The sequence below is a fragment of the Plebeiibacterium sediminum genome (genome assembly GCF_026013605.1).
Lineage (GTDB): Bacteria > Bacteroidota > Bacteroidia > Bacteroidales > Marinilabiliaceae > Saccharicrinis > Saccharicrinis sediminus.
The window spans coordinates 112,828-136,397 of sequence record NZ_JAPDPJ010000002.1; the positions used below are offsets into that span (position 1 = coordinate 112,828).

18 protein-coding genes are annotated in these 23,570 nt (G+C 33.6%); 5 read left to right on the plus strand and 13 right to left on the minus strand.

Going from position 1 to position 23,570, the window contains the following annotated elements:
- Nucleotides 1-200: 200 nt before the first annotated feature.
- Nucleotides 201-953, plus strand: coding sequence for a LytR/AlgR family response regulator transcription factor (locus OM075_RS02325; protein ID WP_301188852.1), 753 nt, complete (start codon nt 201-203; stop codon nt 951-953).
- Nucleotides 954-958: 5 nt separating this feature from the next.
- On the opposite strand, the gene OM075_RS02330 is transcribed toward OM075_RS02325, so the two are convergent.
- From OM075_RS02330 to OM075_RS02340, 3 genes are all read right to left on the minus strand, one after another.
- Entirely contained in the window at nt 959-1,729 is a 771-nt protein-coding gene (locus OM075_RS02330) for a pyrroline-5-carboxylate reductase family protein (RefSeq protein WP_301188853.1), read from the minus strand.
- Nucleotides 1,730-1,856: 127 nt separating this feature from the next.
- Nucleotides 1,857-2,513: a hypothetical protein gene (locus OM075_RS02335; RefSeq protein ID WP_301188854.1), complete on the minus strand. Its 657-nt coding sequence runs from the start codon at nt 2,511-2,513 to the stop codon at nt 1,857-1,859.
- Between the two features lie 158 nt (nt 2,514-2,671).
- Entirely contained in the window at nt 2,672-3,436 is a 765-nt protein-coding gene (locus OM075_RS02340; RefSeq protein WP_301188855.1) for a GDSL-type esterase/lipase family protein, read from the minus strand.
- 459 nt (nt 3,437-3,895) lie between these two features.
- On the opposite strand from OM075_RS02340, the gene OM075_RS02345 reads away from it, so the two are divergent.
- Both OM075_RS02345 and ribB read left to right on the plus strand, forming a co-directional pair.
- Nucleotides 3,896-4,273, plus strand: coding sequence for a response regulator (locus OM075_RS02345; RefSeq protein ID WP_301188856.1), 378 nt, complete (start codon nt 3,896-3,898; stop codon nt 4,271-4,273).
- Nucleotides 4,274-4,402: 129 nt separating this feature from the next.
- On the plus strand, nt 4,403-5,041 hold the full coding sequence (gene ribB / locus OM075_RS02350) for a 3,4-dihydroxy-2-butanone-4-phosphate synthase (protein WP_301188857.1): 639 nt from the start codon (nt 4,403-4,405) through the stop codon (nt 5,039-5,041).
- A gap of 220 nt (nt 5,042-5,261) precedes the next feature.
- Here the strand turns inward: ribB and OM075_RS02355 are convergent, their stop codons facing one another.
- The 4 genes from OM075_RS02355 to OM075_RS02370 form a co-directional block, all read right to left on the minus strand.
- On the minus strand, nt 5,262-5,462 hold the full coding sequence (locus OM075_RS02355; protein WP_301188858.1) for a DUF5320 family protein: 201 nt from the start codon (nt 5,460-5,462) through the stop codon (nt 5,262-5,264).
- A gap of 112 nt (nt 5,463-5,574) precedes the next feature.
- Nucleotides 5,575-6,153, minus strand: coding sequence for a YdeI/OmpD-associated family protein (locus OM075_RS02360; protein WP_301188859.1), 579 nt, complete (start codon nt 6,151-6,153; stop codon nt 5,575-5,577).
- A 97-nt stretch (nt 6,154-6,250) separates the two neighbouring features.
- A complete protein-coding gene (locus OM075_RS02365) occupies nt 6,251-7,681 on the minus strand; it encodes an SDR family oxidoreductase (protein WP_301188860.1) in 1,431 nt (476 codons plus the stop codon).
- Between the two features lie 1,374 nt (nt 7,682-9,055).
- Nucleotides 9,056-10,375, minus strand: coding sequence for an ATP-dependent nuclease (locus tag OM075_RS02370; RefSeq protein WP_301188861.1), 1,320 nt, complete (start codon nt 10,373-10,375; stop codon nt 9,056-9,058).
- An 882-nt stretch (nt 10,376-11,257) separates the two neighbouring features.
- Here OM075_RS02370 and OM075_RS02375 point away from each other — a divergent pair.
- Entirely contained in the window at nt 11,258-13,435 is a 2,178-nt protein-coding gene (locus OM075_RS02375; RefSeq protein ID WP_301188862.1) for a hypothetical protein, read from the plus strand.
- A 22-nt stretch (nt 13,436-13,457) separates the two neighbouring features.
- Nucleotides 13,458-15,737, plus strand: coding sequence for a glycoside hydrolase family 20 protein (locus tag OM075_RS02380; protein WP_301188863.1), 2,280 nt, complete (start codon nt 13,458-13,460; stop codon nt 15,735-15,737).
- A gap of 199 nt (nt 15,738-15,936) precedes the next feature.
- On the opposite strand, the gene OM075_RS02385 is transcribed toward OM075_RS02380, so the two are convergent.
- From OM075_RS02385 to rhaT, 6 genes are all read right to left on the minus strand, one after another.
- Nucleotides 15,937-17,235, minus strand: a complete 1,299-nt coding sequence (locus OM075_RS02385; protein WP_301188864.1) for a class II aldolase/adducin family protein — start codon at nt 17,233-17,235, stop codon at nt 15,937-15,939.
- Nucleotides 17,236-17,269: 34 nt separating this feature from the next.
- A complete protein-coding gene (locus tag OM075_RS02390) occupies nt 17,270-18,424 on the minus strand; it encodes an iron-containing alcohol dehydrogenase (protein WP_301188865.1) in 1,155 nt (384 codons plus the stop codon).
- 24 nt (nt 18,425-18,448) lie between these two features.
- Complete coding sequence (locus OM075_RS02395) at nt 18,449-19,813, minus strand: FGGY-family carbohydrate kinase (RefSeq protein ID WP_301188866.1); 1,365 nt, start codon at nt 19,811-19,813, stop codon at nt 18,449-18,451.
- 54 nt (nt 19,814-19,867) lie between these two features.
- Complete coding sequence (locus tag OM075_RS02400; protein WP_301188867.1) at nt 19,868-20,983, minus strand: class II aldolase/adducin family protein; 1,116 nt, start codon at nt 20,981-20,983, stop codon at nt 19,868-19,870.
- Nucleotides 20,984-21,120: 137 nt separating this feature from the next.
- Nucleotides 21,121-22,422, minus strand: coding sequence for an L-rhamnose isomerase (locus tag OM075_RS02405; protein WP_301188868.1), 1,302 nt, complete (start codon nt 22,420-22,422; stop codon nt 21,121-21,123).
- A 109-nt stretch (nt 22,423-22,531) separates the two neighbouring features.
- Nucleotides 22,532-23,560, minus strand: coding sequence for an L-rhamnose/proton symporter RhaT (gene rhaT, locus OM075_RS02410; RefSeq protein ID WP_301188869.1), 1,029 nt, complete (start codon nt 23,558-23,560; stop codon nt 22,532-22,534).
- Between the last annotated feature and the right edge of the window lie 10 nt (nt 23,561-23,570).

Genomic DNA, 23,570 nt, shown 5'->3' on the forward strand with positions numbered 1-23,570 from the left:
TTTTTTATTCAAAATGAAACGAACATGTAAATTTGATTATCAAGAATCCCAACAAGGAATAATTAAATTTATTTGATAGTTAGAATTTGCAATAAGAAGAAAAAGTAAACAGATGGAACGAGCCACGAAAACAAATTCTCACGCATGAGGATGATTTAATTGGTGAGTTCCATGTGGCAATTAAAAGAAAAAATAAACACATGAAAGTATTGATTGTTGAGGATGAAACCGTAGCCTTTGAAAACCTGGTTCAGATTATAAATGAAATTGATGATTCAATTGAAATTGTAGGTAATACAGAGAGTATCAGGCAAACCATTTCGTGGCTCAATAAAAATATACATCCGGATTTAATTTTAATGGATATTCATTTATCAGATGGAAATGCATTTGAAATATTTCAACAAATTACCATTGAAGTTCCTATCATATTTACAACGGCTTACGATGAATATGCCATTGAAGCTTTTAAAGTTAACAGTGTGGATTACCTGTTAAAACCCATTAAAGTACATGAACTGGAAAAATCATTGTTAAAGTTTAAAAAATGGACAAGAACGGAAGTTGTTCAATATCTTAGTAACATGTCTGAACTTCATCCTCCGCAAAAGTATATAGGTAAAATGCTGATTCCGTTTAAAGATCAATTGATACCGGTCAGCATTAATGATATTAGTTGCTTTTATACCAGTGATAAAAACACTTTAGTTTTACTAAAAAACGGACAACAATATTCTTACACAAAAACTCTGGAACAAATTGCTTCCACATTAAATCCAAATCAATTTATACGGGCTAATAAACAGTATTTAATTGCCCGTAATAGTGTTTCAAACATTACTATTTGGTTTGATAATCGTTTACTACTTCAATTAGATATTGATACTCCTGAAAAAATATTTGTGAGTAAAAATAAAGCTGCCGAGTTTAAAAACTGGATGATGAATGAGTAAACCACTTACGAGGGTTTAATTTTCTGATATAGAGTAATCAGGTTCTCGTTAAACGCATCTTTAATTACCGTTTCTTTATCAGCTAATGGCTTAATTGGAATCAGATCATTCACCCCTTCAAAACCTAGCTTCGAATGATACATCAAGTCCAAAGAAGCTTTTAATGTTTCATAAACCGTTTCCATACTTTCTTTAGACGTCAAGCCCATTTTTTGAGCTATTAACTCCATCTCGTGCCATTGAAACCAAAAATAGGTTGGTAACATGGCTGATGCAATGGCATAAGCTTCTAATTTTTCCTCATCAGTTTGAACATATTCTCCCATTATTTCCAGCATATCTAATATTAGATTTTTATTTTTTGGAAGGATATCTTCTGAAAAACATACCGGATTATAACCTCTGTTAATGATGGAAGTAGCATTAGGAATAATTCGTACGATCTGTTTGGTAGGTATTAATTTTGAAAGTATTTCAATGGTAAATTTTGGAGCCAATGAAATAAGCAAGGTTTCATCTGATATAATTTCGGCAATCTCATTAGCTACTTCTCTTATTACCGGAGGATGTAAGGCTATAAGAATCAGATCCTGGCCTGCTAATTCTGAAATAGATGAGGTCGTTTCTATTTGCGGAAAGTTTTCTTTTAAATTTACTAATGTATTTTCATTGGTGTCGCATACTTTAATTGAAGTAAATACTACATCTTTTAAGGCCTGAAGAAATATTTTGGTGATTCTGCCACCACCTATAAAACCTATTGATTTTGTTCTCATAACAATAACTCTTGAATTTTTGAACCTATAAAAAAACAAGACAATAAGTTACGATAATTACAGCATGAGATCAATACTTATAAACACATTGTATTCGCTATAACAATATTGAGTTTTTTTATTAATCCTACAATCTCATACTCAACTCCTTTAAATAATATTTTTGCATTTTAAGTTTATGAAGAGTGGTTTCAAAAGTTCTTGTTTCACTTATATTAGGGAAAGATAGTCTGCCTTTTGCAAAAGAATAAGTAATTGTAATGTTGATATAATTGAATACCAAAATCAACTTTTGCAATACATCAGTTTTAACAATATTAAATCCAATACGTTTCGCTGTTCTTGCATTTATAATATAACTCGTTCCTTGAATAATCATATTATCTGAATTGTTTTCGTATTCTTCTATTAATGTAATGAGCCCTTCGATATATTGTTTTAAAATAAATCGTATTCGCTCGTTACCATTCATATTTTTATCTAAAACAAAAACATAATCAAATAGAGTTCCTCCATGTACTTTAATCAATCCATCTTTAGGTGCTTCAGATAAAAGAAGAAGCGAATGGTAACGTAGTTTTCCGCTTTTATATAAAGAGGGCACATCAAAAAATGATGCTGCTACAGAAAGAGTTACAGCTAGCATTATAAATGCAATAAAATACAACTTAGTTATCCAGGAGAGTAAAACTGATAAAAGCAATACAATAGCAATACTTAAAACAATTGTCAGTTGAATATATCGTTGTTCCTTATTTGTTTTTGAATAAAATCTATGCACCATTAATTGTTAGCTTTATAATAATTACCCCTCCGAAACATGTGATTATCTACTTTATAGTACTCCAATTATCACAAACGCCAAGATAACTATTGTCAAACTAACTATCAACACAATACAAACATCACCTCCAATTTCATAGCGCATTTTTACTTGAATGATTAAAGACTGAGGATAATAGGCTTTTCAAATTCAACCCATTTCGCATATCCCTTTTCACTCAAATGAACACCATCAACTGTCAATTCTTTAATCATCATTCCTTCTGAATCTGCAAACTCCTTATACAAATCAATTACGGTATAAATTCCTTTATGTTCATTTTCTTTAATCACCTTATTCACCAATACAACATCGGCATTTATATAGTCGTGATTGGTAGGTAAAACAGTTCGCACGAATATTTTAGTTTCCGGAGACTTACGTTTTATAAACTGAGAGATTTTAAGAATATTATTTCCAACATATTCTGCTGAAGGAACAATCTTATCGTATTTAAATCGTCCATCTCCTTCCTTATAATGTTTATTAAAAAGATCGTTTATCCCAAGTAAAATAAAAACTGCTTTGGGTTTAAAATACACCACCTCATCCAAACGCTTTAGTACACCATCGGTAACATCACCAGCAATTCCCCGGTTATAAATATTAGCAATTCCTATTTTTTCTGTCCAATCCCTACCTTTCTCAGTAATGCTATTTCCAATAAATACAATACCATCAAATTCTAAAGGAGCTTTCTTAAACACATTAATTCGAGCTTTATAATGTTTAATGGTCCAGTCGTTATGATATCTGGATACGACATCCTTGTTTGGATACAGTTTTAATTTATCTTCTTTAGAAAGTTGCTTTTGCGCGTTTAGGTTAATGCCAATTAAAATCAGACTTATCGAGATGATTCCCTTTTTTAATTTAGTATTCATTTTTTGATGTTTTTTTACTGAACTAATATCAAAATAGTATTTATATCAATACCACGTAATCTTGCTATAAACATATACATATTAACTACCATATTACTGTATTTATTACCTATAATCATGGAAAAACATTCAGCAAAAATAACCTATGTATATTCAAATAACTATATCTCAATCATATAGAAATTTAACCTCTATCACCAGCAAATAACCATAAGTAGCTTATACATACTTTTTATTTTAAGTAAATAATATACTTGTTTACCAAAGGAAATGAGAATTTTATCATAAAGATACATCCATCCATAGTTTTATACCGTACTATTTACTGTTGAACAACAACAAGTTTACACATATGAAACAAGGAGTGGAAATCTTTTAATTGATAAAAATGATTTTCGTAAGTGGGGACGAATTGAAAGGGTGAGTTGCATATGGCTTTTATAAAAAAATTTAAGTCCTATGAAAAAGATATTAATTGTTGACGATGCCATTGAATCAAGAATAATAATGAAAAAACTCTTGTCTAAATTTAACTTTGAAATACTCGAAGCTAAAGATGGATTAGAAGGTTGGAATATGATGATTAAAGAAAAACCTGATCTGGTACTATTGGAGCTTCACATGCCAAAGAAAGATGGTTTTGAAACACTTAACGATATTCAGGAAGAATGGCTTGATATTCCCACCATCATATTATCTGGCGATGACTCTCATAAAACCATACATTCTTGTCTTTCAAATGGAGCTGCAGCATTTATTCCAAAACCAATAGATAAAAACTTATTTTATCAGAAAATCAGTGACAGAATGGCTGAGGTTATAATCAATTATAAGTAAGATTAAAGTTCTTTTTGTATAAAAAAAACTACACTTCATTTCATACTTTACCCATCTGATAAATTCGTTAAGAATCTATTCTTATAGAATTTACTATTTTTGTGCCTCATTATATTTTACAAAAGAAAAATGGAAAGTATTGAGAATACCTGCATAAAAGTTGAAGAAGCAATTCAAAGAATTAAAGAAGGAGGAATTGTTGTTGTTACAGATGATGATAACCGGGAAAACGAAGGGGATTTTATTGCAGCTGCAGAATTGATGACTCCGGAAATGGTAAATTTCTTTGTTACGGAGGGACGAGGGCTTCTATGTGTTAGCCTTACCGCTGAAAGATGTCAAGAATTAGAATTGGATTTGATGGTATCGAACAACACCTCAACCAATGAAACTCAATTTACAGTATCAGTGGACCTTTTAGGTGATGATGTTTCTACAGGAATTTCAGCATCAGATCGTTCAAAAACCATACAGGCATTAATAGATCCGGATACAAAACCGGAACAACTTGGAAGACCAGGGCACATCTTTCCTTTAGTGGCTCATAAAGGTGGACTAACTGAGCGTAACGGACATACTGAAGCAGCTATTTTATTGCCTGTACTCGCTGGTTTAAAACCTGCCGGTGCACTAATTGAAGTTATGAATGAAGATGGTACTATGGCGCGCTACAATGATATTAAACTAATATCTGAAAAACATGATATGCCATTAATTACTATTGAGGAGATACTTTTATATTTAAAAGAAAAATCGATCAGTATTTAAGTGATTTATAAATATTTGTCCTCAGGAATTATCTGGGGACAAACTACTTCCTTCATTTGATTTTCCATCTAATTTATTGGATTATTCTTTTTTAAAAGAGACTGTATCAATAATTCAATAAATAAACCCAAAACTTTGTGAATACGGGGGAATTACACTTAAAGCATGGAGTGAATTTTTATCAATACAGCCTCTTTTAATATACTTTAAAACATAAATATCATCTTCTTCCCATCCCCTGGCCATTGCCTAATCCACGACCACGTTTGTTGCTATTACCTCTGCCTCTTCCAAGTCCGCGACCTAAGCCTCTTCCTAAAAGAGTTTCTTCCGAAGTACTATTTTCAGGATTACATTTCCCCATTTTACGACCTGTCTGAGCACCTTTACCTTCAGGGCCTGTCTTATCAAATCTTGGCATAATAACCTCCTTTTCTTATTAAAAATAAATCGTATTGAGAATATTCTCACTACAAATATAGTAAGAATATTTCCATCCAGAAAGCATAACATAGTATTTTCTAGAAAAGGAATTATCTAAATTGTTTAGGCTTCATATTAAGTAAAGCACTCTGAACAGTTTCTTGAATTCTCTTTTTTCTGGTTTCTGGCCTTTTAGCTAAAACAATCCATTGCAAAATACCTTTCCTGAATGATTTACTTAAACTCATAAAAAAGTCTTTTGATCCAGGCATATTATTAAAAGCTTGCTCTAAATCATCTGGAATATTTAAATTTTCAACACTATCAATAATTGACCATGAACCATTATCTTTAGCAATGTTAATACTCCTTACCCCTGCTTTAGTTACTAATCCTAACTTCAACAACCTCTCAATTTTTTCTTTATTGATTTTAGACCACGTACTATTATCCTTTCTCTTACAAAAATATTGTTTATACTTATCTCCATCTATAGGCCTTTTTATACCATCAATCCAACCAAAACAGAGTGCCTGATCTACTGCTTCACTCCAATTTAAATTAGGGCTAACATAACTCTTCTTATAAATGATAAGCCAAACACCATCCTTATTCTTATGATTCTTTTCTAACCAATTTCTCCAATCATCTTTATTTACAGGACAAAATTCTTCGATTTCGGTATTCATGATGTTGTCAATATTTAAAGGATAAATACTTTTAATCTTCCACAATTATAAATCTGGAAAACAACAAGCTCTTTGTTCACAAGTGTTAGTGAACATATTAACTATGGTTATTTTTAGTCAACTTATTTATTAATCCAGTAAAAATAAAACCGTGTAATGGCAACACGGAATACCAGTACAACCTTCCTAACAGGCCTTTGGGACGGAAAGTAGCCGTTTGAACCAGAACCTTATCCTTTATCTGAAACTCTAACCAGGCATCACCGGGCAGTTTCATTTCGGCAAATAACAATAGGCGCATTTCTGATTTATTGGAATAAATTACCCGCCAAAAATCCAGCGTATCACCAGCTTGAATATGATTTAAATTGGTTCTTCCTCTCCTTAATCCTACCCCACCAAATAATTTATCGATAAAACCTCTTAGTCGCCATAACCAATTGGCATAATACCAGCCAGTTTCTCCACCTATCTTCCATATATTTTCAACACACTGCAATTCATCTTTAACCTGCTTTTTTCTAATATCTTTATAACAGCCAAACTCAGGTACTTTTATATATTCTGATATTCTGTAATCCAATCGCCCACTTACGGTAGAATCCTTCCAACTGGATAATATTTCGTTTTGTTGTATTTTATAAAAAGCTCTTTCAATACATTCTTTATACGGTAAGGGATTTAGCTGAAGCAACTTATTAATTTCATTATCCTTGGCAATGACCTCTACCTTCATGCTATCGACCAATGAGGTGGCCAATTTATATGAGGTGGAAGTAATAAAATACAACCAATACGATGATAGTTTTGGCGTCATTACAGGAACTGTCCATATTTTTCTTTTTAAACCACGTACCTGGGCAAACCATAATAGCATTTCTTTGTAGGTGAGTATTTCATTACCGGCTATATCATAGTTATGATTATAGGTTTGTGTGTTTCCTAAAACACCGGTTAGTATTTTAATAACATCCGCAATTCCTATTGGCTGACATTTGGTTCTTAACCACTTGGGCGCAATCATCACAGGTAATTTTTCAACCAAATCGCGAATAATTTCAAATGAAGCACTTCCTGAACCAATAATAATACCCGCTCTTACGGTGGTCAATGCATAGTTTCCTTTACTTAACTCATGTTCTACATTTTTTCTTGATTGAAGATGCTTTGATAATGTTTCGGAATTAACAATACCACTCAGGTAAACCACTTGTTTGGCTTTGGTTTTATTCACTGCCTCCCTGAAATTTATGGCTGATTGCTGCTCAAGTTGGTTATAGTTTGTTGATGCGGACATGGAGTGAACCAAATAATAGGCAAAATCAATATCGTGAGGAATGTTTGATAAGGATTCTTTTTTCGTTAAGTCAAGTTCGATAACCTCTATTTTATTCTTTATTGACTCAGCAACATGAAATTTATTTTTATCACGAACACAACAAATTACAGCATATCCTTTTTCAACTAAAAATGGCAATAACCTTTTACCAATATATCCTGTGGCTCCTGTCAATAAAACTTTATCCATGGTTTTTGCAATTAATACAAGCGTTACCGAATGATGAAATACGATTAGTGACTAAAAGATGACCAATAGTATTGTTATGATTCGGCTTGTTAATAACAGTAGTTTAACAACTTATTACTAAGTGTTGTTTAAAGTTATAAAATCAAATTGTTTTGGCGGGGATGTGTTTAGATAAGAATTGCTATGATACTTTATTATGATCCGTTTTAGTTATTATCAATTCATTAAATAAAATTACAGGAAATAATCCCAGAAAGATTGTTGATAGTAACCAAACTACTTTTCCTTTTATTTGAAGTTGAACCATTAATTTATAAAGTTTTGATGACAATATAATATTTAACACCAGCATAAACCCATAGTTAAGATAAATATGATATGCATTGTAATTTGCACAACTCATTTAGCAAATATTACAAATAATTGTTCAATCAAATGTGCATTGCTGTATGTTTTGTTGCAGTCTGCGAACGTCCACTTTGTCCGCCAGTATAAAGCCTTAATGAGGGAACTTAACTAATAAAATACAGCAAATCTGCCATTAAATTACATAACGTGTTGGCAACTGGTATTTTAATACACTCGTCCTCTAATGGAAAAATCTTTAATATTATAAATTTTAAAATAATCACTTCCTTTTTATTGTAATAATGCAAGATTCGCTTCAACCTCTTCTAATTTTTTATCATCAAACAGTATGTATAAATCAAAAAGAATAATCCAATTATTAAGTATCGTTTCATGAAATGCTGTTTTAGTTAAGATAGATGTTTAGTTGTTTGATTTTCTATTGCATTAGATCTGCTTCGAGTTACAAAGGCTTTGCTTCCACTTACATCTTCATTGCTTCTTATTATTATTCTTTTGCTTGATGCTACATAAGGGCTGCTTCAAGATGTAATAGCTTTGCTTCTATTTACATGTCCGTTGCTTTTTATTGTTTTCCTATTGATTCTTGTTATTGTGGTATTGCTTCATGTAATTCCCTAAAATAACTTGACAGATTTGTACTTAATTATTGTTTGGGCACTGACATTTTTCTACCAATTTCTAGCCGTTATTAATTTTTCAAATTATTCATTGGATTTAATTTTTTTGCTTGTGCCTAACCAAAAGATAAACCCCTCGTCTTTATCGTTCTTACACAATATGTTTTTTCCATTTTACAAGGCGAACCAATATACACAATATTTATTGATAACGGAATAAGCAATAAGTAAGAATACCGGATATATCGTCTGGTATTATTACTTGTACTCAGTGAAGCGTCTCGCTTAGCTATTAAATAAAGGTATCTGGCCTATAATAAGTTCGTTGTATTAATTTTAAAGACAGCAAGTGGCCTGGTTTCTGACGACATAGCGTGTCCGTTGTTTAATTTCCAAGTATTAATTCTATTGTCTTTAATAATTTTACTTCAACTTCTCCATTGAACCGAGTCGAACTATCTATTTTACTTACAACTTTTTCACAGAGTTCCCATTTCTTATATGAAACACCATTTCTTGAAACTAAATCACCTGTAATAGCTATTTCATTATCTGAGCCAAATATTGAATCCATAATTTCATTAGGATAATAATACTCAATACCATTTTTGTCCCAGACCAAAATATTAGATTCGGGGATGCCATATTTTAATAATGTCTGCTTTACACTTGTGTCATGGACTTTATCCAAAACAGCAATTATTCTATTTCTGTAAGGACTTTTTTGCAAGTCTGTAAAAATGTTACCTGCAACATTCACGAGTTCTTTCATTCTGCTATCCGAATTTGCATTTAATATGCTAAATTGAGAATTTGGATACTTAGATTCTAGAACTTTTGTTAAATAGTGTTGGTCGCATTTTCCCTCAGTCAATATAATACAAGAAGGTAAAAACAATGACTCTAATCTATTACCTAATAAAAAGAAATGGATATTATTAAAGTCTGAAATCGTATCTGTTTTAGAAATGTCAATTATATCACCATCTTTTTTGATAGAATAATTATTTGAAATTTTTAATCTATCTAAAAATATTGTTGAGTGTGTAGCAAAAATGAGTCTTTTTATGTGGCCGAAATACTTTTTCCTCTGCTCTCTATCAAATAAAAAATCCGCAAGTATACCCTGAGCTTCTGGACTAATTCCTAATTCTGGTTCATCTATTAAAAATGTGTCATAATCAGTATCTAACATACACGTCACCAAAGTCGTAATTAGTCTAAAGCCACTACTGGTATATGAAATATTGTGTCCATCACAACTTATGTACTTTTGAGACATTGTATTATCCTCAACGGTATATAATATTTTCAAATCAGTCCCAAGGAGATTCTTAACAATTTCAAATAATTTATCTCTTTGCATATCAGACAACTCAGCAATTGCTTGTTGAAGGTTTATAGGCGAGTTATCAATATTTTGTTGTTGATGTTGCCACTGCTGTATAAACTGTCTCCACTTTTCATCTTTTTTGTTGCTTTTGGGAGTGTACATTCCAAGTATATGGAAATTCTGGTACCTAGCTGGTCCAAGATAGGAAGCTTGTTTACCAAAAGATTGAGTTAACGTTTTGAGAATATATGATTTTCCACAATTATTCCTACCCACAAACACACTATAGTCCGCATTTTTAATCTCTTCTATGCATTTTCTTGCTTTTTCTGTAAACGAAGTATTTGGTTTTTGGTCGTACTTATATTTCATCTTTCTAATATTAAAATTTAGTATGATCTCTCTCTTGGATTCAATGGCTAGCAAACTAACGATATACACATTATCTATATCGTTCTTATACAATCTGTTTTTTCCATTTTAAAAGGCCAACCAATATACACAATATTTATTGATAACGGAATAAGCAATAAGTAAGAATGTCTGATTACAAGTTCACAAAAAAAAGATCAATACTTATAAATGATCTTATTATTGCCTTGTTCATAGTATAAGGTTACTTCTCTATATAATATGTGATTACCCTGATATACTGTCTAACATTATCCTGTTATACTGTCTAACATTACCCTGTTATACTGTCTAACATTACCCTGTGATACCGTCTAACATTACCCTGTGATACCATCGAACATTACCCTGTTATACCGTCTGGTATTATTACTTGTATTCAGTGAAGCGTCTCGCTTAGCTGTTAAATAAAGGTATCTGGGCTGTAATAAGTTCGTTGTATTAATTTTAAAGACGGCCAGAGGCTAGGTTTCTGACGACATAGCGAGACGCTATGCCGAACATAGAGACATAACGAGACGCAATGACAAACAATGAGATAATTACCTTACCTCATTTAACAAAAATAACTTTTGGTCGATATACTACACTTTCATAGTCACTAACTTATTTATTCTTCTTTAATAGGTATTTCTTAACACTAACCTGTAAAAGCCCCTCTCTCCTATTAAAGCCCTTAATTTCTTTGCTGCAATGCTTTATTTTTGGGTAGAGATTATAAAAATGGGCTTAATTATTTAGTTACTCCTGTTTTTTATCTCGGTTAAAATAGATTTTATCAGGGTTCTTAAAATGTGGATGCCATTTGAGATTACCTCGCTATCAATAAAAATATGCTTAGATATGAAATATAGATTGACTTTATACTTTTTAGGAATTGTTTTTTCGGTGGTTGCTCAGACCAATAAACCCATAAAAACAACGTTTCAAACGGCTCATGAGTGGCGACCAACCATTGATGTACGTGCCGATGCAGCCATGATATATGGAGTGAATGGTAATCCTACTGATACTGCGAATTACGTATCCTTTGAAAACAGGGTTAAATCGTGGGCCGATAAAGGTTACGAAACGCATTTTATGACCGGTATTGCATGGGGCGAATACCAGGATTACTTTACCGGCAAGTGGGATGGTAAAACACATTTTGATGAAGGACAAGTTCAGCAAAATGGCGATACCATATGGCACGGACCTATGGTTCCTTACATTGTGCCTACTCCAAACTTTTTAAAGTACATTAAAGAGGCGCATATTAAACGTGTTTTAGATGCCGGCATTAGTACAATATTTTTAGAAGAGCCTGAGTTTTGGGCTTTTGGTGGATACAGCGAAGCATTTAAAAAAGAGTGGGCTAACTTTTACGGTTTCAACTGGAAACCTCAGCACGAATCGCCTGAAAACACCTATTTATCGAACAAGTTAAAATACCATTTATATTACAACGCCCTTAACGAGGTATTTACTTACGCCAAAGAATACGGAAAAAGCATTGGGTTAGATGTAAAATGTTATGTTCCTACCCATTCCTTAATTAACTATACCCAATGGCAAATTGTTAGTCCCGAAGCCAGTCTGGCATCTTTATCTTGTGTAGATGGCTATATTGCACAGGTATGGACCGGAACATCCCGTACGCCTAACTATTATAATGGCAATAGAAAAGAACGTGTGTTTGAAACTGCTTTTTTAGAGTATGGCTCAATGGAGTCAATGACTGCTCCATCGGGAAGAAAAATTTACTTTTTAACGGATCCTATTGAAGACAGAGCCAGAGACTGGAGTGATTATATTAAAAACTATGAGGCTACTTTTGCAGCTCAGTTATTATACCCCGGCATAAATAATTACGAGGTGATGCCATGGCCAACACGTATTTACGAGGGTTCGTTTAAAACAAGTGCCGATAGTGATAAACTTGAAAAGATTCCTGGATCATTTGCCACACAAATGCAGGTAATGATTAATGCCTTAAACCATATACCTAAAACAGAACAAAAGCTAAGTGGCTCCCAGGGAATTGGTGTTTTAATGAGTAATTCTATGATGTTTCAGCGTTTCCCAACTTTTAAAAGTTACGATGATCCGCAATTGTCAAGCTTTTTCGGACAAACATTGCCTTTATTAAAACGTGGAATTCCGGTTAAAACAGTACATATTGAAAATGTATCGTTCCCTGAAACATGGAAAGATCTGCAAATATTAGTCATGTCATATTCAAATATGAAACCTATGGAAGCTAAGGCTCATGACCATATTGCGCAATGGGTAAAAGATGGTGGTGTATTGGTATATTGTGGTTCAGATAATGATCCTTACCAACAAATACCAGAATGGTGGAATACTGAAGGAAATAACTTTAAAGCACCATCGGAAGATCTTTTTAGCAAGCTAGGAATTAAAGATCCTTATAACGCAGGTATATACCAGTACGGACAAGGAAAAGTTTGTATTATAAAACAGGATCCTAAACACTTTGTACTAAAACAGGATCAGGATACTGAATATTTAAATACCATAAAAGAGCTATACTTTTCAAAAACAAATAAAGAGTTAGCATTTAAAAACAACTTTTCGTTAAGAAGAGGACCATATGAAATTATATCGGTATTGGATGAAAATAATAGCGAAACGCCTTACGCTGTAAAAGGCAAAGTGATTGATCTTTTTAATCCTGAAATTCCGATTTTAGATCATAAAGAGGTATTGCCGGGCGAACAATCATTTTTATATCATATCGATAATAGTATTGAAAACTTAAAACCGCAGGTTTTGGTTTCTGCTTCGAGAATTTATAACGAAACATTAGAAAAGAAAAAATACTCTTTTGTTGCCAGGAGTCCGATAAACACTACTAATGTTATGCGAATCAGTCTCCCAGAAAAGATAAAAAGGATTCAGGTGAAAGATGCAAAAGGTTTGCCTGTGGAATATTTTGCCAAGTGGGATAAGAACAGCAAAACATTGTTCTTAACTTTTGAAAACAACCCGGAAGGGGTAAGTGTTAGTTTAAAATGGTAATTACAAATAAATATACAATTCGATGAGAATCATATTTTATATCACAATTTTAACTTCTGTTCTTTTTGTTTCCTGTAAGCAGGCTGAAGAAGTAAAAGAGGTTTCTGTTATTCCGCAACCTACAAGCTTAAATTATAGCAATGGTGAATTTGAGTTTAGTAAAGAAACTCAACTCATCACTGATCATACAGAAGATTTTGAAAACGAGATTGCTTTTTTTCAAACTGTTGCAAAAGCTTCAGTGGGTAGTTCTTTATCGGCAACAGAAGGTCAAAGCAAAATATATTTGATAAAATCTGACGAGATTACTGTTCCTGAATCATACAGCATTCAAATCAATTCAAATGAAATTAAACTAATAGCCGGCGATCAAAAGGGTATCTTTTATGCCATTGAAACATTACGTCAAATCATTTCGACTTCGGCAATTACTAAATCTACTGAAGAAACCATTTTACTACCTCAGCTACGCATTCAGGATCAGCCTAAATACAGTTGGAGGGGTATGCATTTAGATGTTTCGCGTCATTTCTTTTCTATTGATTTTCTTAAAAAATATGTTGATGTACTGGCTTATTATAAAATCAATAAGCTACATCTGCATTTAACTGATGATCAAGGATGGAGACTGGAAATAAAAAAATATCCGCTACTTACAGAACAAGGTGCCTGGCGTACTTTTAATGCACAGGATTCTGTATGTATGAAGATGGCAAAAGAAGATCCTTTATATGCCATTGATACCACTCATATCATTCAAAAAAATGGCAAAACCTTATACGGTGGTTTTTATACTCAGGATCAGATGAAAGCCTTTGTAAAGTATGCTTCTAAACGACATGTTGAAATCATTCCTGAAATTGATATGCCGGGTCATATGATGGCTGCCATTAACATCTATCCTAATTTAAGTGCAACAGGAAAATCATCGTGGGGCAAATTATTTTCTACACCGCTGAGTCCCGTAAAAGAAGAAGTTTACACATTTATTGAAAATATTCTGGATGAAGTAATACAGGTATTTAGTTCAGATTACGTACATATTGGTGCCGACGAGGTTGAAAAATCATCATGGATGGAATCAGCACAATGTCAGGCCTTCATGAAAAAGAATGGATTTACTACCGACAAACAACTGCAAGGTTATTTTGTAAACAGAGTAGCAGATTATTTAAAAAGCAAAAACAAAAAAGTAATTGTTTGGGATGATGCTTTGGAGGATGATATTGATTCTACATTAAATGTAATGTACTGGCGAAACTGGATAGGTGGTGTTCCGGAGAAGGTTGCTGCAAATGGCAATCAGATGATTATGGTACCGGGTGATCCCTTGTATTTTTCGAGAATGAGCACGCCTTTATACAATATCTACAATATGAATTTATTGGGAGATAAATATCCTGCAGACAAGATGAATCTGATTAAAGGAATACAAGCTTGCGTATGGTCTGAACGAGTGGGTTCTTATAAAGTAGTTGAAGCACTTGTTTTCCCTAAGTTACTGGCTTTATCAGAAAGAGCATGGTCGAGCGATCAGGTACTTGATTGGGAAGATTTTAAAGTGAAGGTTAAAAATCATATTCCTATCCTTGATAATATGAATGTAAACTATCATTACAAGCCAACTAAAGAGCTCACTCCTATTATGGAAGTGGATACTTTAAATAACAGAATAGGACTTTCATTTATTAGCGAACTAAGTAATCCTACCATTTATTACACCACTGACGGAACGGTTCCTACTAATGAATCAAAACTTTATAAGGGTAAATTTTATATTGAAGGAAACGCAAAAATCTGTGCGGCTGTTTTCACCAACAATCAACCAGAACAACCTTATCTTGAAAAGGAACTGGATTATCATTTAGCTATTGGAAAAGCTGTAAGCTATAACACTCCCTGGAATAAGGCCTATCCTGCAGCAGATACCGGTTCATTAACCGATGGTTACAGAGGAGGAAAAAGTTATGGCGATGGAAAATGGCAAGGCTTTACCACTGATTTAGATGTGGTCATTGATTTAGGTGAAGTAAAACCGATCAATAGTGTTACGGCTAATTTTATGCAAATTACAGGTCCTGGTGTTTATATGCCTGAAAGTTTTGAAGTAAGCATTTCTACTGATGGAAAAACCTATATGAGTATTGGTAAAGATATTAATGATGTTTCTAAAGACGAAAAGGAACTAACATTTAAAAAGTTTACTTGTAAGGCAGATGCTGTAGAAGCACGCTTTTTAAGAGTTGTGGCTAAAAACAAACAACAGGCTTTTATTTTTACGGATGAAATTGTTGTAAACTAAATAAAATAAGACAGGATTTACAGGATTAACAGGATGTTTTATTTCTAAATTGAAATACGAAATCTTCATAATGTAATTCTAACCTGTTAATCTTGTTAATCCTGTCTAAAAACATTAAAGCAAAAAAAGACTCTAAAAGCGATAAAATTATCGCTTCCAGAGTCTTTTATTCATAAAACTAGGATCTATATCTTATCTATTACGATAAGAATTTCTTTCTTAAGTCTTCAACCTGCTCATCATTAATTGGGAATAACTTTCCTAGTGGAGCACCCATCACCAATGATTTAGCACTAAATTCAGCAACTTCCAGTCTATCAAAAGTCTGAAGTAATTTATCTCCTGTTACAATAAATGAATCATTAGCCACAAGAACTGAAGGTACAGATTCACTTAATAATTTAGGAATAGTATCATTACCTGTAAAGTGAGTTCCAAAATCTAAACAAGGAACATCCTGTAAGAAAATCCAGCTTTCAGGGATGGTTCTAACATCAAATTTAACTCCTGTTGTTCCGTAAGCCATCAAGTAAGGAGGCTGAGTAAGAATAATAGAGTTAATATGAGGATTCATCTCATAAATTTTTTGATGTAAAGAAACAGAACGGCTAGGTGTTTTTCCTGGTTCTGCTTTTCCACCTTTCATTTGTACAATATCTTCAGGCGTAATATCCCAACGAGCCACATCAGGAGGCGTAATTAAGAAATCATTGTCTTTCCATCTTACAGACACAGTACCATATGAGCTAATCATTAAGCCCTGATCACAAGCACGTCTTACAATGTCACAGATATTCTGACGAATTTCTCTTTCTTCCGGAGGGTATGAACCTTCATCATTACGATCAATATCGTAAGGAACCTGATCCTGAAACTCTTTAATTTGTGCATCAGTAAGAAATACCGGCTCACCAATTGTTTTAGCGTTGATGATTGTTCTTGCACAAAACTCTAAAGTTTCAAAACGAGTATAAGCATCCATCATATCAGTACCACCTAGTACAGTACCGTGGTTTTCCATGATGATAGCCATTGTTTTAGTTCCTTTAAACTGAGCTGCAATTTTATCACCTAGCTCTTCACTACCTGGCATTCCATAAGGAGCATAACCTATTTCTCCGCAAATATCTTTAGCCTGAGGGATAATATTTGTGTTAGGAATATCTCTTACAATACTAAAAGACACCAATGCTGGTGGATGCGCGTGAATAACAGCTGTTATCTCAGGACGTACATCATAGATCGCTTTGTGAAAAGGAAATTCAGAAGATGGCTTGTGATTACCAATGATTGTTCCATCCTTTTTAACACAAATAATGTCTTTTTCAGTAAGAGTTCCCTTATCAATAGCTGAGGGAGTAACCCAAATGTCGCCGTTTTCATCTTTAATAGAAATATTACCACCAGAAGTAGTAGTCATTCCATTTTTATAAATACGACTGATAACCTTTGTAATCTGCACTCTTGGGTGCATTAATTTTACATCAAGTTGTTTCATAAGTTATTTATTTCAAAAATCCAAAAGTACAAAATTATAATGCCGATTTAAAAATATTAATGGTATCTTCTAAAGTTACTTGCTTAGGATTACCTCCTGCACAAACATCTGCCAAAGCATTTTTAGCCATTAATTCAAAATCGTCTTCTTTTACGCCCAATTCCTTTAATCCTGAAGGTATACCTACATCGGCAGATAACTTTTTAATCGCAGCAATAGCAGCCTTGTTAGCCTCTTCTGTGCTCATACCAGTAGTATCAACGCCTAAAGCTTCAGCAACAGCTCTGAATTTATCACCACAAACAGGTGCATTAAACTCTTCAACATGTGGAAGTAAAATAGCATTACATACGCCATGAGGTAAATCGTAAGTACCGCCTAATTGGTGAGCCATTGAGTGTACATATCCTAAACCACAGTTTGAAAATGCTTGTCCTGCAATAAATTGTCCCCAGGCCATTTTAGTACGAGCCTCAAGGTTTTGCCCATCATTTACTGCATCTCTTAAACTACTACCAATTAATTCAATAGCTTTTAAAGCTAAAGTATCTGACCATTCAAATGCGCCAACTGTAACATAAGCCTCAACTGCATGAGTTAAAGCATCCATACCTGTAGCTGCAGTTAAAGCGGCTGGTTTGTTAAGCATTAAAACACTATCGTTAACTGCGATATCAACCAAACAGTTTTTATCAACCATTACCATTTTAACCTTACGCTTTTCGTCAGTAATAACGTAATTAATGGTAATTTCACTAGCAGTACCGGCTGTTGTATTAATAGCAATAATTGGTAAAGATTTCTTTTTTGAAACATGAATTCCTTCATAATCTTCAATAGAACCACCGTTTGTTGCTAAAATACCAATAGCCTTACCACAATCCTGAGGAGAACCTCCTCCTAAAGTAATAATGCAATCACATCCATTTTCTTTCAGTAAAGCCAAACCTTCGTTAACGTTGCTAACAGTTGGGTTTTGTTTTACACCACTATAAATGACATAATCTAAACCTGCCCCTTTCAATACATCTTCTACTTTTTCAGCTACACCTAGCTTAACCAACACATCATCGGTTACAAATAAAGCTTTGCTAAAACCTCTTGTGGCTAAATCTTCTTTTAATTCTGCCAACGCATTAGGTCCTACAAGACTAAGGGGTGGTAAATAAATTCGTCTACAAGTATCCATTTCTAATTTTTTGAGTTTATATATTTATTTTGACTGTAATTCAATTTTATCCATGTCAAAACCTTCTAAATTTTCGGCAATAACCAATGCAGCCCCTAAAGCACTGGCATTATCAATTTCAGAATTAACCACATTCTTGTCGCTAAAGTATTCCTGAAGCAGTGTTACAAAAATCTGGTTACGCGCAAATCCTCCGGTTACGTAAAATGTTTTAGAAGTATCGTTTTGAGGAATAATTAAATGAAGCGACTTGATACAAAGTTCTGTTAATTCAATAACCATGCGTGCATAGGCCTCGTCAAAAGAAGCGAATACAGATAAATCAACCTGAGCTACTCCCTCTTCAAATTTCTCTATTCCCAATGGGAAGAATTTCATATCTGAACCATAAGATTCCTTGGCTTTTTTAACCAATTCTGCATTGTAAGGAATCGTTCTGAAATACTTTGGATCAACTTTAAAGAAATCATTCAGCTTATCTTTCCACACTTCATGAAAATGCCCCATAAACAAACGCGACGATTTTACCTGACGCTTTTGTGGCGTTAAAAAGCATAAACAATCATTTTTAAGCTGATCACTGGTTAAAGGTTCATTGTTAAATGGATTCATACTGATACACCAGGTACCAGTTGATATCAATATAAATTCTTCTTTTGATTTTTGTAAATAAGGTACCAACGATGCCGAGCTGTCATGAATACCCACTCCTGTTTTAATGGTTTGTCCGGCAATATCTGCATCAAAAACAGTATCATTGGTTACCGGTTCCGGTAAATTAATCCCTTCATCTTTAATCCATGAGTGGTAATTCATCTGATCAAAATCCCACATAAAAGTATGACAACCAATAGATGTAGGCTCTGATGTTACTTTACCGGTTAATACATAAGACAAATACTGAGGGAAGTGAATGATATCCTTAGCCTGATTAAAGATTTCCTGTTTTTCTTTCTTTAACCAAAGCATCTGAATACCTGAGTTTAATAACAAGCCTAATGATGGACTGGCTGTTTTACGGCAAAACTCTTCAACCCCACCATTATTGTTAAACAATCCTTCCTGAATTTCAGGATCAACTTCCTTCAGGTAATTATATATCGGAGTTAATATTTCTCCTTTGTCATCTAAAAAGGCTAGCGATGCCCCATAAGTAGAAAAGTTAATGCCTTGAATATCATATTTCCCTTCTTCAACAATTGTTTTTAATGTATCATCCATCCATTGTTGAATTAAAGCAATGTCGTCACACTCAAAACCATCCTCATCAGTTGATGTTGGAAATTTTTCTTCAAATTGATAAGCTATGCTGAACAGCTGATCAAAAAGCAATATTTTTTTGTTTGTTTTACCGATATCAAATACTGCTATAACTTTAACTTTATCCATCTTATTAATTATTATATCTTATTTTATATTATTCTTCTTCAGCTATTGGGTATACTAATTTGCTTTAGACATTTGTCGTCTGTAATTTTCTACTTCCCAATTGTCAATAAAATCTATTTGTCTGGCTGTCATTGGTCTTGGACCACCAAACGATTCACTCAAATAACTCACCTTCATCATATCTTTAAAAACATCCATCACTATTTGAGCAGATTTTAAACTTTCTTCCACTGCAACAATGCCAACTCCCTTAAAAACAATTACTTTAGGATTGTAACCATTATTGATTTTAAAAGCAGCTACTTGATCTGATAAATTAGAATGCTCTATAACAAACAGGTATTTTGATTTACAGTACACAATATTATCAGGTGTAAACGGAACATTTACTTTTTCAAAACTTTGCTCATTGGCAATAAAAGTTTTTGTTAAATCACTTGAATCAAATACAGTTGCCATACGTTGCAACTCATCGCATGATTCAATACTTTTTTTAATATCCGCTGGAATAATTTCTTTTTGTTCTTGTGTTGATTGCGGATATTGTTTTATTTTTTGATTTAACTTATTTTCTATCTCAGTATAAATCTGATTAATTTCGTCGGTTGTTTCAGCTCCCACAAAAACACCGTGGTTCTCTAAAAAAATAATTTGTGGTTCCTTACCTTTCTCCGTTCTGTATTTTTGAAGCGCTAAATCCACTTCTTTAAACAAAATATAACCCGGATCGGTATATGGAACATAAACCACTTCATCTCCAAACAAATCATTTATAACCTCTTTGGAATTATTGGCACACAACACACCATTAACCAGTGTTGGGTGCGTATGCATAATAAATGCATATCGAATAATTTCATGCATACTAGCTTCAACAGAAGGTCGTTTACCTTCTGGAAACAGGATCGCATTGTGTAGATCTTCTTTTACCTCTTGTTCTCTGGCCGAAACGTTTTCGCTATATTTTTTACCTGATATGATTTGCATTTTTTCACGATCCAAACATACAAATCCATCTTCCTCAATATTGCCCATAGATGTTCCACTGGCTTTCACCCACATTTTTTCATCATTTTTAAATGAGCTGTTTCCTCCCCCGGCTATAATATATTCAGGATTCTGACCATACCTTTGCGATAATTTAACGAGTTGATTTAGATTATTTTCCATTGACTTGACTTTTTAATTATACTGTAGATTTTAAGGGAATTTTATAATAAAAAGTAATCGATTTAAAAAAAAGATGATCAGCTAATAACTACTGATCATCTTTAATAAAACTACATTAACGCTTTGTTTAAACCTGATTAATGAGCTTCTGCTACTTCTGCTACTTTAGCACCATCTCTTTTGGATAGAACATCCTTTTCGTAAGCCTGAACCTCTGCGATATATTCTTCACCAACCGGAACACCTTCTTGTAAACAATAGTAATCCCAAATTGCAGAGAAAGGTTTTGTTTTCAACTCTTCAAGAAGAGCCAGACGCTCAAAATTCTGTCCTTTTTCTTCGTAACTTATTAATGTAGAAGTTGGCTCTAACATAGCAATCATAAATGCTTTTTGTGCAGCACGGGTACCAATAACATAAGCACCAATACGATTGATAGAAGCATCGAAGAAATCAAGACCAACATTAACACGACTCATAAAATCGTTACGAACAATTTCAGAAGCAATTAACTGAATTTCTTCATTTAATGTTACAACGTGGTCAGAATCCCAACGTACAGGACGAGTTACATGTAATAATACCTCATCAACAAACTGAAGACATGAAGAAATCTTATCACCTACAACTTCTGTTGGATGGAAGTGACCATTATCCAAACAAATCATTTTGTTGTTTTTGATAGCATATCCAAGGTAGTAATCGTGAGATCCTACAGTCATAGTTTCAGCACCAATACCAAAAACTTTACTTTCTACAGCATCCTTCATATACTCTTTAGGGAACTCTTTAGCAAAACCTTCGTCTAAAGACTTAGTTAACTGAGCTCTCATTCCATTACGATCAACAGGAGTATCTTTTGATCCATCAGGAATCCATGTATTCAATACACAAGGAGTACCTAATTGCTTACCAATTTCAGCTGCAATTTCACGAGAACGCTTAAGGTGCTCAACCCAAAATTTACGAATTTCTTCATCTTTTGATGATAAAGTAAATCCAGTATCTGCTTTAGGGTGAGAAAAGAATGTTCCGTTAAAATCCATTCCAATACCTTGTTTTTTACACCAGTCAATCCAGCCCTGAAACTGATTAACTGTGATTGCATCACGATCAACCATACCTTCAGAAAAGTCTCCGTATAAAGCATGAACATTTACACGTTGTTTACCTGGAAGAATAGACATAACCTTTTCAAGGTCATCCATAATTTCTTTAATATTTCTAGCTTTTCCAGGATAATTTCCTGTAGCCTGAATACCTCCTGAAAGCTGACCATCTGGATTCTCAGTTCCTGAAACATCATCTGTTTGCCAACAATGTAAACTGATAGCAAGTTGTTCCATTTTCTTTAAAACAGCATCTGTATCTACACCTAATGCAGCGTATTGTTCTTTAGCAATTTCGTAAGCCTTTGTAATTAATTCTTTATTAGCCATAATCTTTTAGTTTAACGGATTTTAAGTAGAGGTCTCACCAAATTATGGGCAGTTAATTACACGGCAAGACCTCAGTATGTTTATTGTTAATTATTTTATAAGACTCTAATTAAAAGTTGATAACGAATGTGGAGAAGATAAGTACTACTAATCCAACAATAAGTACAGTCCAGGTTTTTGCTCCTACTCCTTTCCATTCTCGTAAAATGATACCCCAAACATTACTGAAAGTAACATTCAGCGACATTAGGATACTCCATGAGAACACCATGATTACACTTCCTTCTTCGAAGAAGCTTTTACCAACTCCTAATCCAAAGAATTGCGAGTACCACAATCCCCCTGCTAATGCACAAAATAAAATGTTGTTTATAAATATATTTGCCGGTACTGAGGTATAATCACTAAGTGTTTTATTTTTTACATTTTGAGCTAAGCAGTAAACTGCATTGGTTAAAAATCCTCCTGCAGTAACTAAAAATGTTGCGGGTAAAGTCACGTATAAACTTTTAGCTCCCATTGCCGCTGCAGCATCTGCAATTGGTTTCCCTGCAGCTAAACCTAAGCTGAAACATGCACTCATTACACCAGCTAGTAATGCTACTAATAAACCTTTACCTAAAGCAAAATCTTTTACTGCAGCTCTACGTTCTTCTTCTGTCATATTCTTAGCACGAAGACTACCTGCATAACCAATAATTGCAATACCTGCCAATGCTATACTTACAGCAATTAATAAAACCAAACCTTTTCCGGTAAACAAATCCTGACCTTCCATTAAGGCTGGTATAATTGTACCAAAAGCAGAACATGTACCTAATGAAATGGATTGACCAAGTGCCACACCCAGATAACGCATACTTAAACCAAAAGTTAAACCTCCAACTCCCCATAGTACACCATATCCCATGGTTTTCCAGATTGCACCATCACCACTCATTAAAATTTCACCTAACGAGTGCCCTTCAGGAACTGCTAAAAAGGCACCAAGCAAAGGAAATACCAACCAGGCAAACACACCTTGTGATAGCCAAAAACTTTCCCATGCCCAATTTTTAATTTTATTAATAGGAACATATGAGCTCGATTGCCCAAAGCTTCCTAATGCAATTATTACTAATCCGATTATAAAATTCATACTAAGTAAA

Excerpts from the sequence above, each read along its gene's own strand:
- OM075_RS02325 (WP_301188852.1), top strand. The coding sequence starts at position 201 with ATGAAAGTATTGATTGTTGAGGATGAAACCGTAGCCTTTGAAAACCTG.
- OM075_RS02330 (WP_301188853.1), bottom strand. The coding sequence starts at position 1,729 with ATGAGAACAAAATCAATAGGTTTTATAGGTGGTGGCAGAATCACCAAA.
- OM075_RS02335 (WP_301188854.1), bottom strand. The coding sequence starts at position 2,513 with ATGGTGCATAGATTTTATTCAAAAACAAATAAGGAACAACGATATATT.
- OM075_RS02340 (WP_301188855.1), bottom strand. The coding sequence starts at position 3,436 with ATGAATACTAAATTAAAAAAGGGAATCATCTCGATAAGTCTGATTTTA.
- OM075_RS02345 (WP_301188856.1), top strand. The coding sequence starts at position 3,896 with ATGAAAAAGATATTAATTGTTGACGATGCCATTGAATCAAGAATAATA.
- ribB (WP_301188857.1), top strand. The coding sequence starts at position 4,403 with ATGGAAAGTATTGAGAATACCTGCATAAAAGTTGAAGAAGCAATTCAA.
- OM075_RS02355 (WP_301188858.1), bottom strand. The coding sequence starts at position 5,462 with ATGCCAAGATTTGATAAGACAGGCCCTGAAGGTAAAGGTGCTCAGACA.
- OM075_RS02360 (WP_301188859.1), bottom strand. The coding sequence starts at position 6,153 with ATGAATACCGAAATCGAAGAATTTTGTCCTGTAAATAAAGATGATTGG.
- OM075_RS02365 (WP_301188860.1), bottom strand. The coding sequence starts at position 7,681 with ATGGATAAAGTTTTATTGACAGGAGCCACAGGATATATTGGTAAAAGG.
- OM075_RS02370 (WP_301188861.1), bottom strand. The coding sequence starts at position 10,375 with ATGAAATATAAGTACGACCAAAAACCAAATACTTCGTTTACAGAAAAA.
- OM075_RS02375 (WP_301188862.1), top strand. The coding sequence starts at position 11,258 with ATGAAATATAGATTGACTTTATACTTTTTAGGAATTGTTTTTTCGGTG.
- OM075_RS02380 (WP_301188863.1), top strand. The coding sequence starts at position 13,458 with ATGAGAATCATATTTTATATCACAATTTTAACTTCTGTTCTTTTTGTT.
- OM075_RS02385 (WP_301188864.1), bottom strand. The coding sequence starts at position 17,235 with ATGAAACAACTTGATGTAAAATTAATGCACCCAAGAGTGCAGATTACA.
- OM075_RS02390 (WP_301188865.1), bottom strand. The coding sequence starts at position 18,424 with ATGGATACTTGTAGACGAATTTATTTACCACCCCTTAGTCTTGTAGGA.
- OM075_RS02395 (WP_301188866.1), bottom strand. The coding sequence starts at position 19,813 with ATGGATAAAGTTAAAGTTATAGCAGTATTTGATATCGGTAAAACAAAC.
- OM075_RS02400 (WP_301188867.1), bottom strand. The coding sequence starts at position 20,983 with ATGGAAAATAATCTAAATCAACTCGTTAAATTATCGCAAAGGTATGGT.
- OM075_RS02405 (WP_301188868.1), bottom strand. The coding sequence starts at position 22,422 with ATGGCTAATAAAGAATTAATTACAAAGGCTTACGAAATTGCTAAAGAA.
- rhaT (WP_301188869.1), bottom strand. The coding sequence starts at position 23,560 with ATGAATTTTATAATCGGATTAGTAATAATTGCATTAGGAAGCTTTGGG.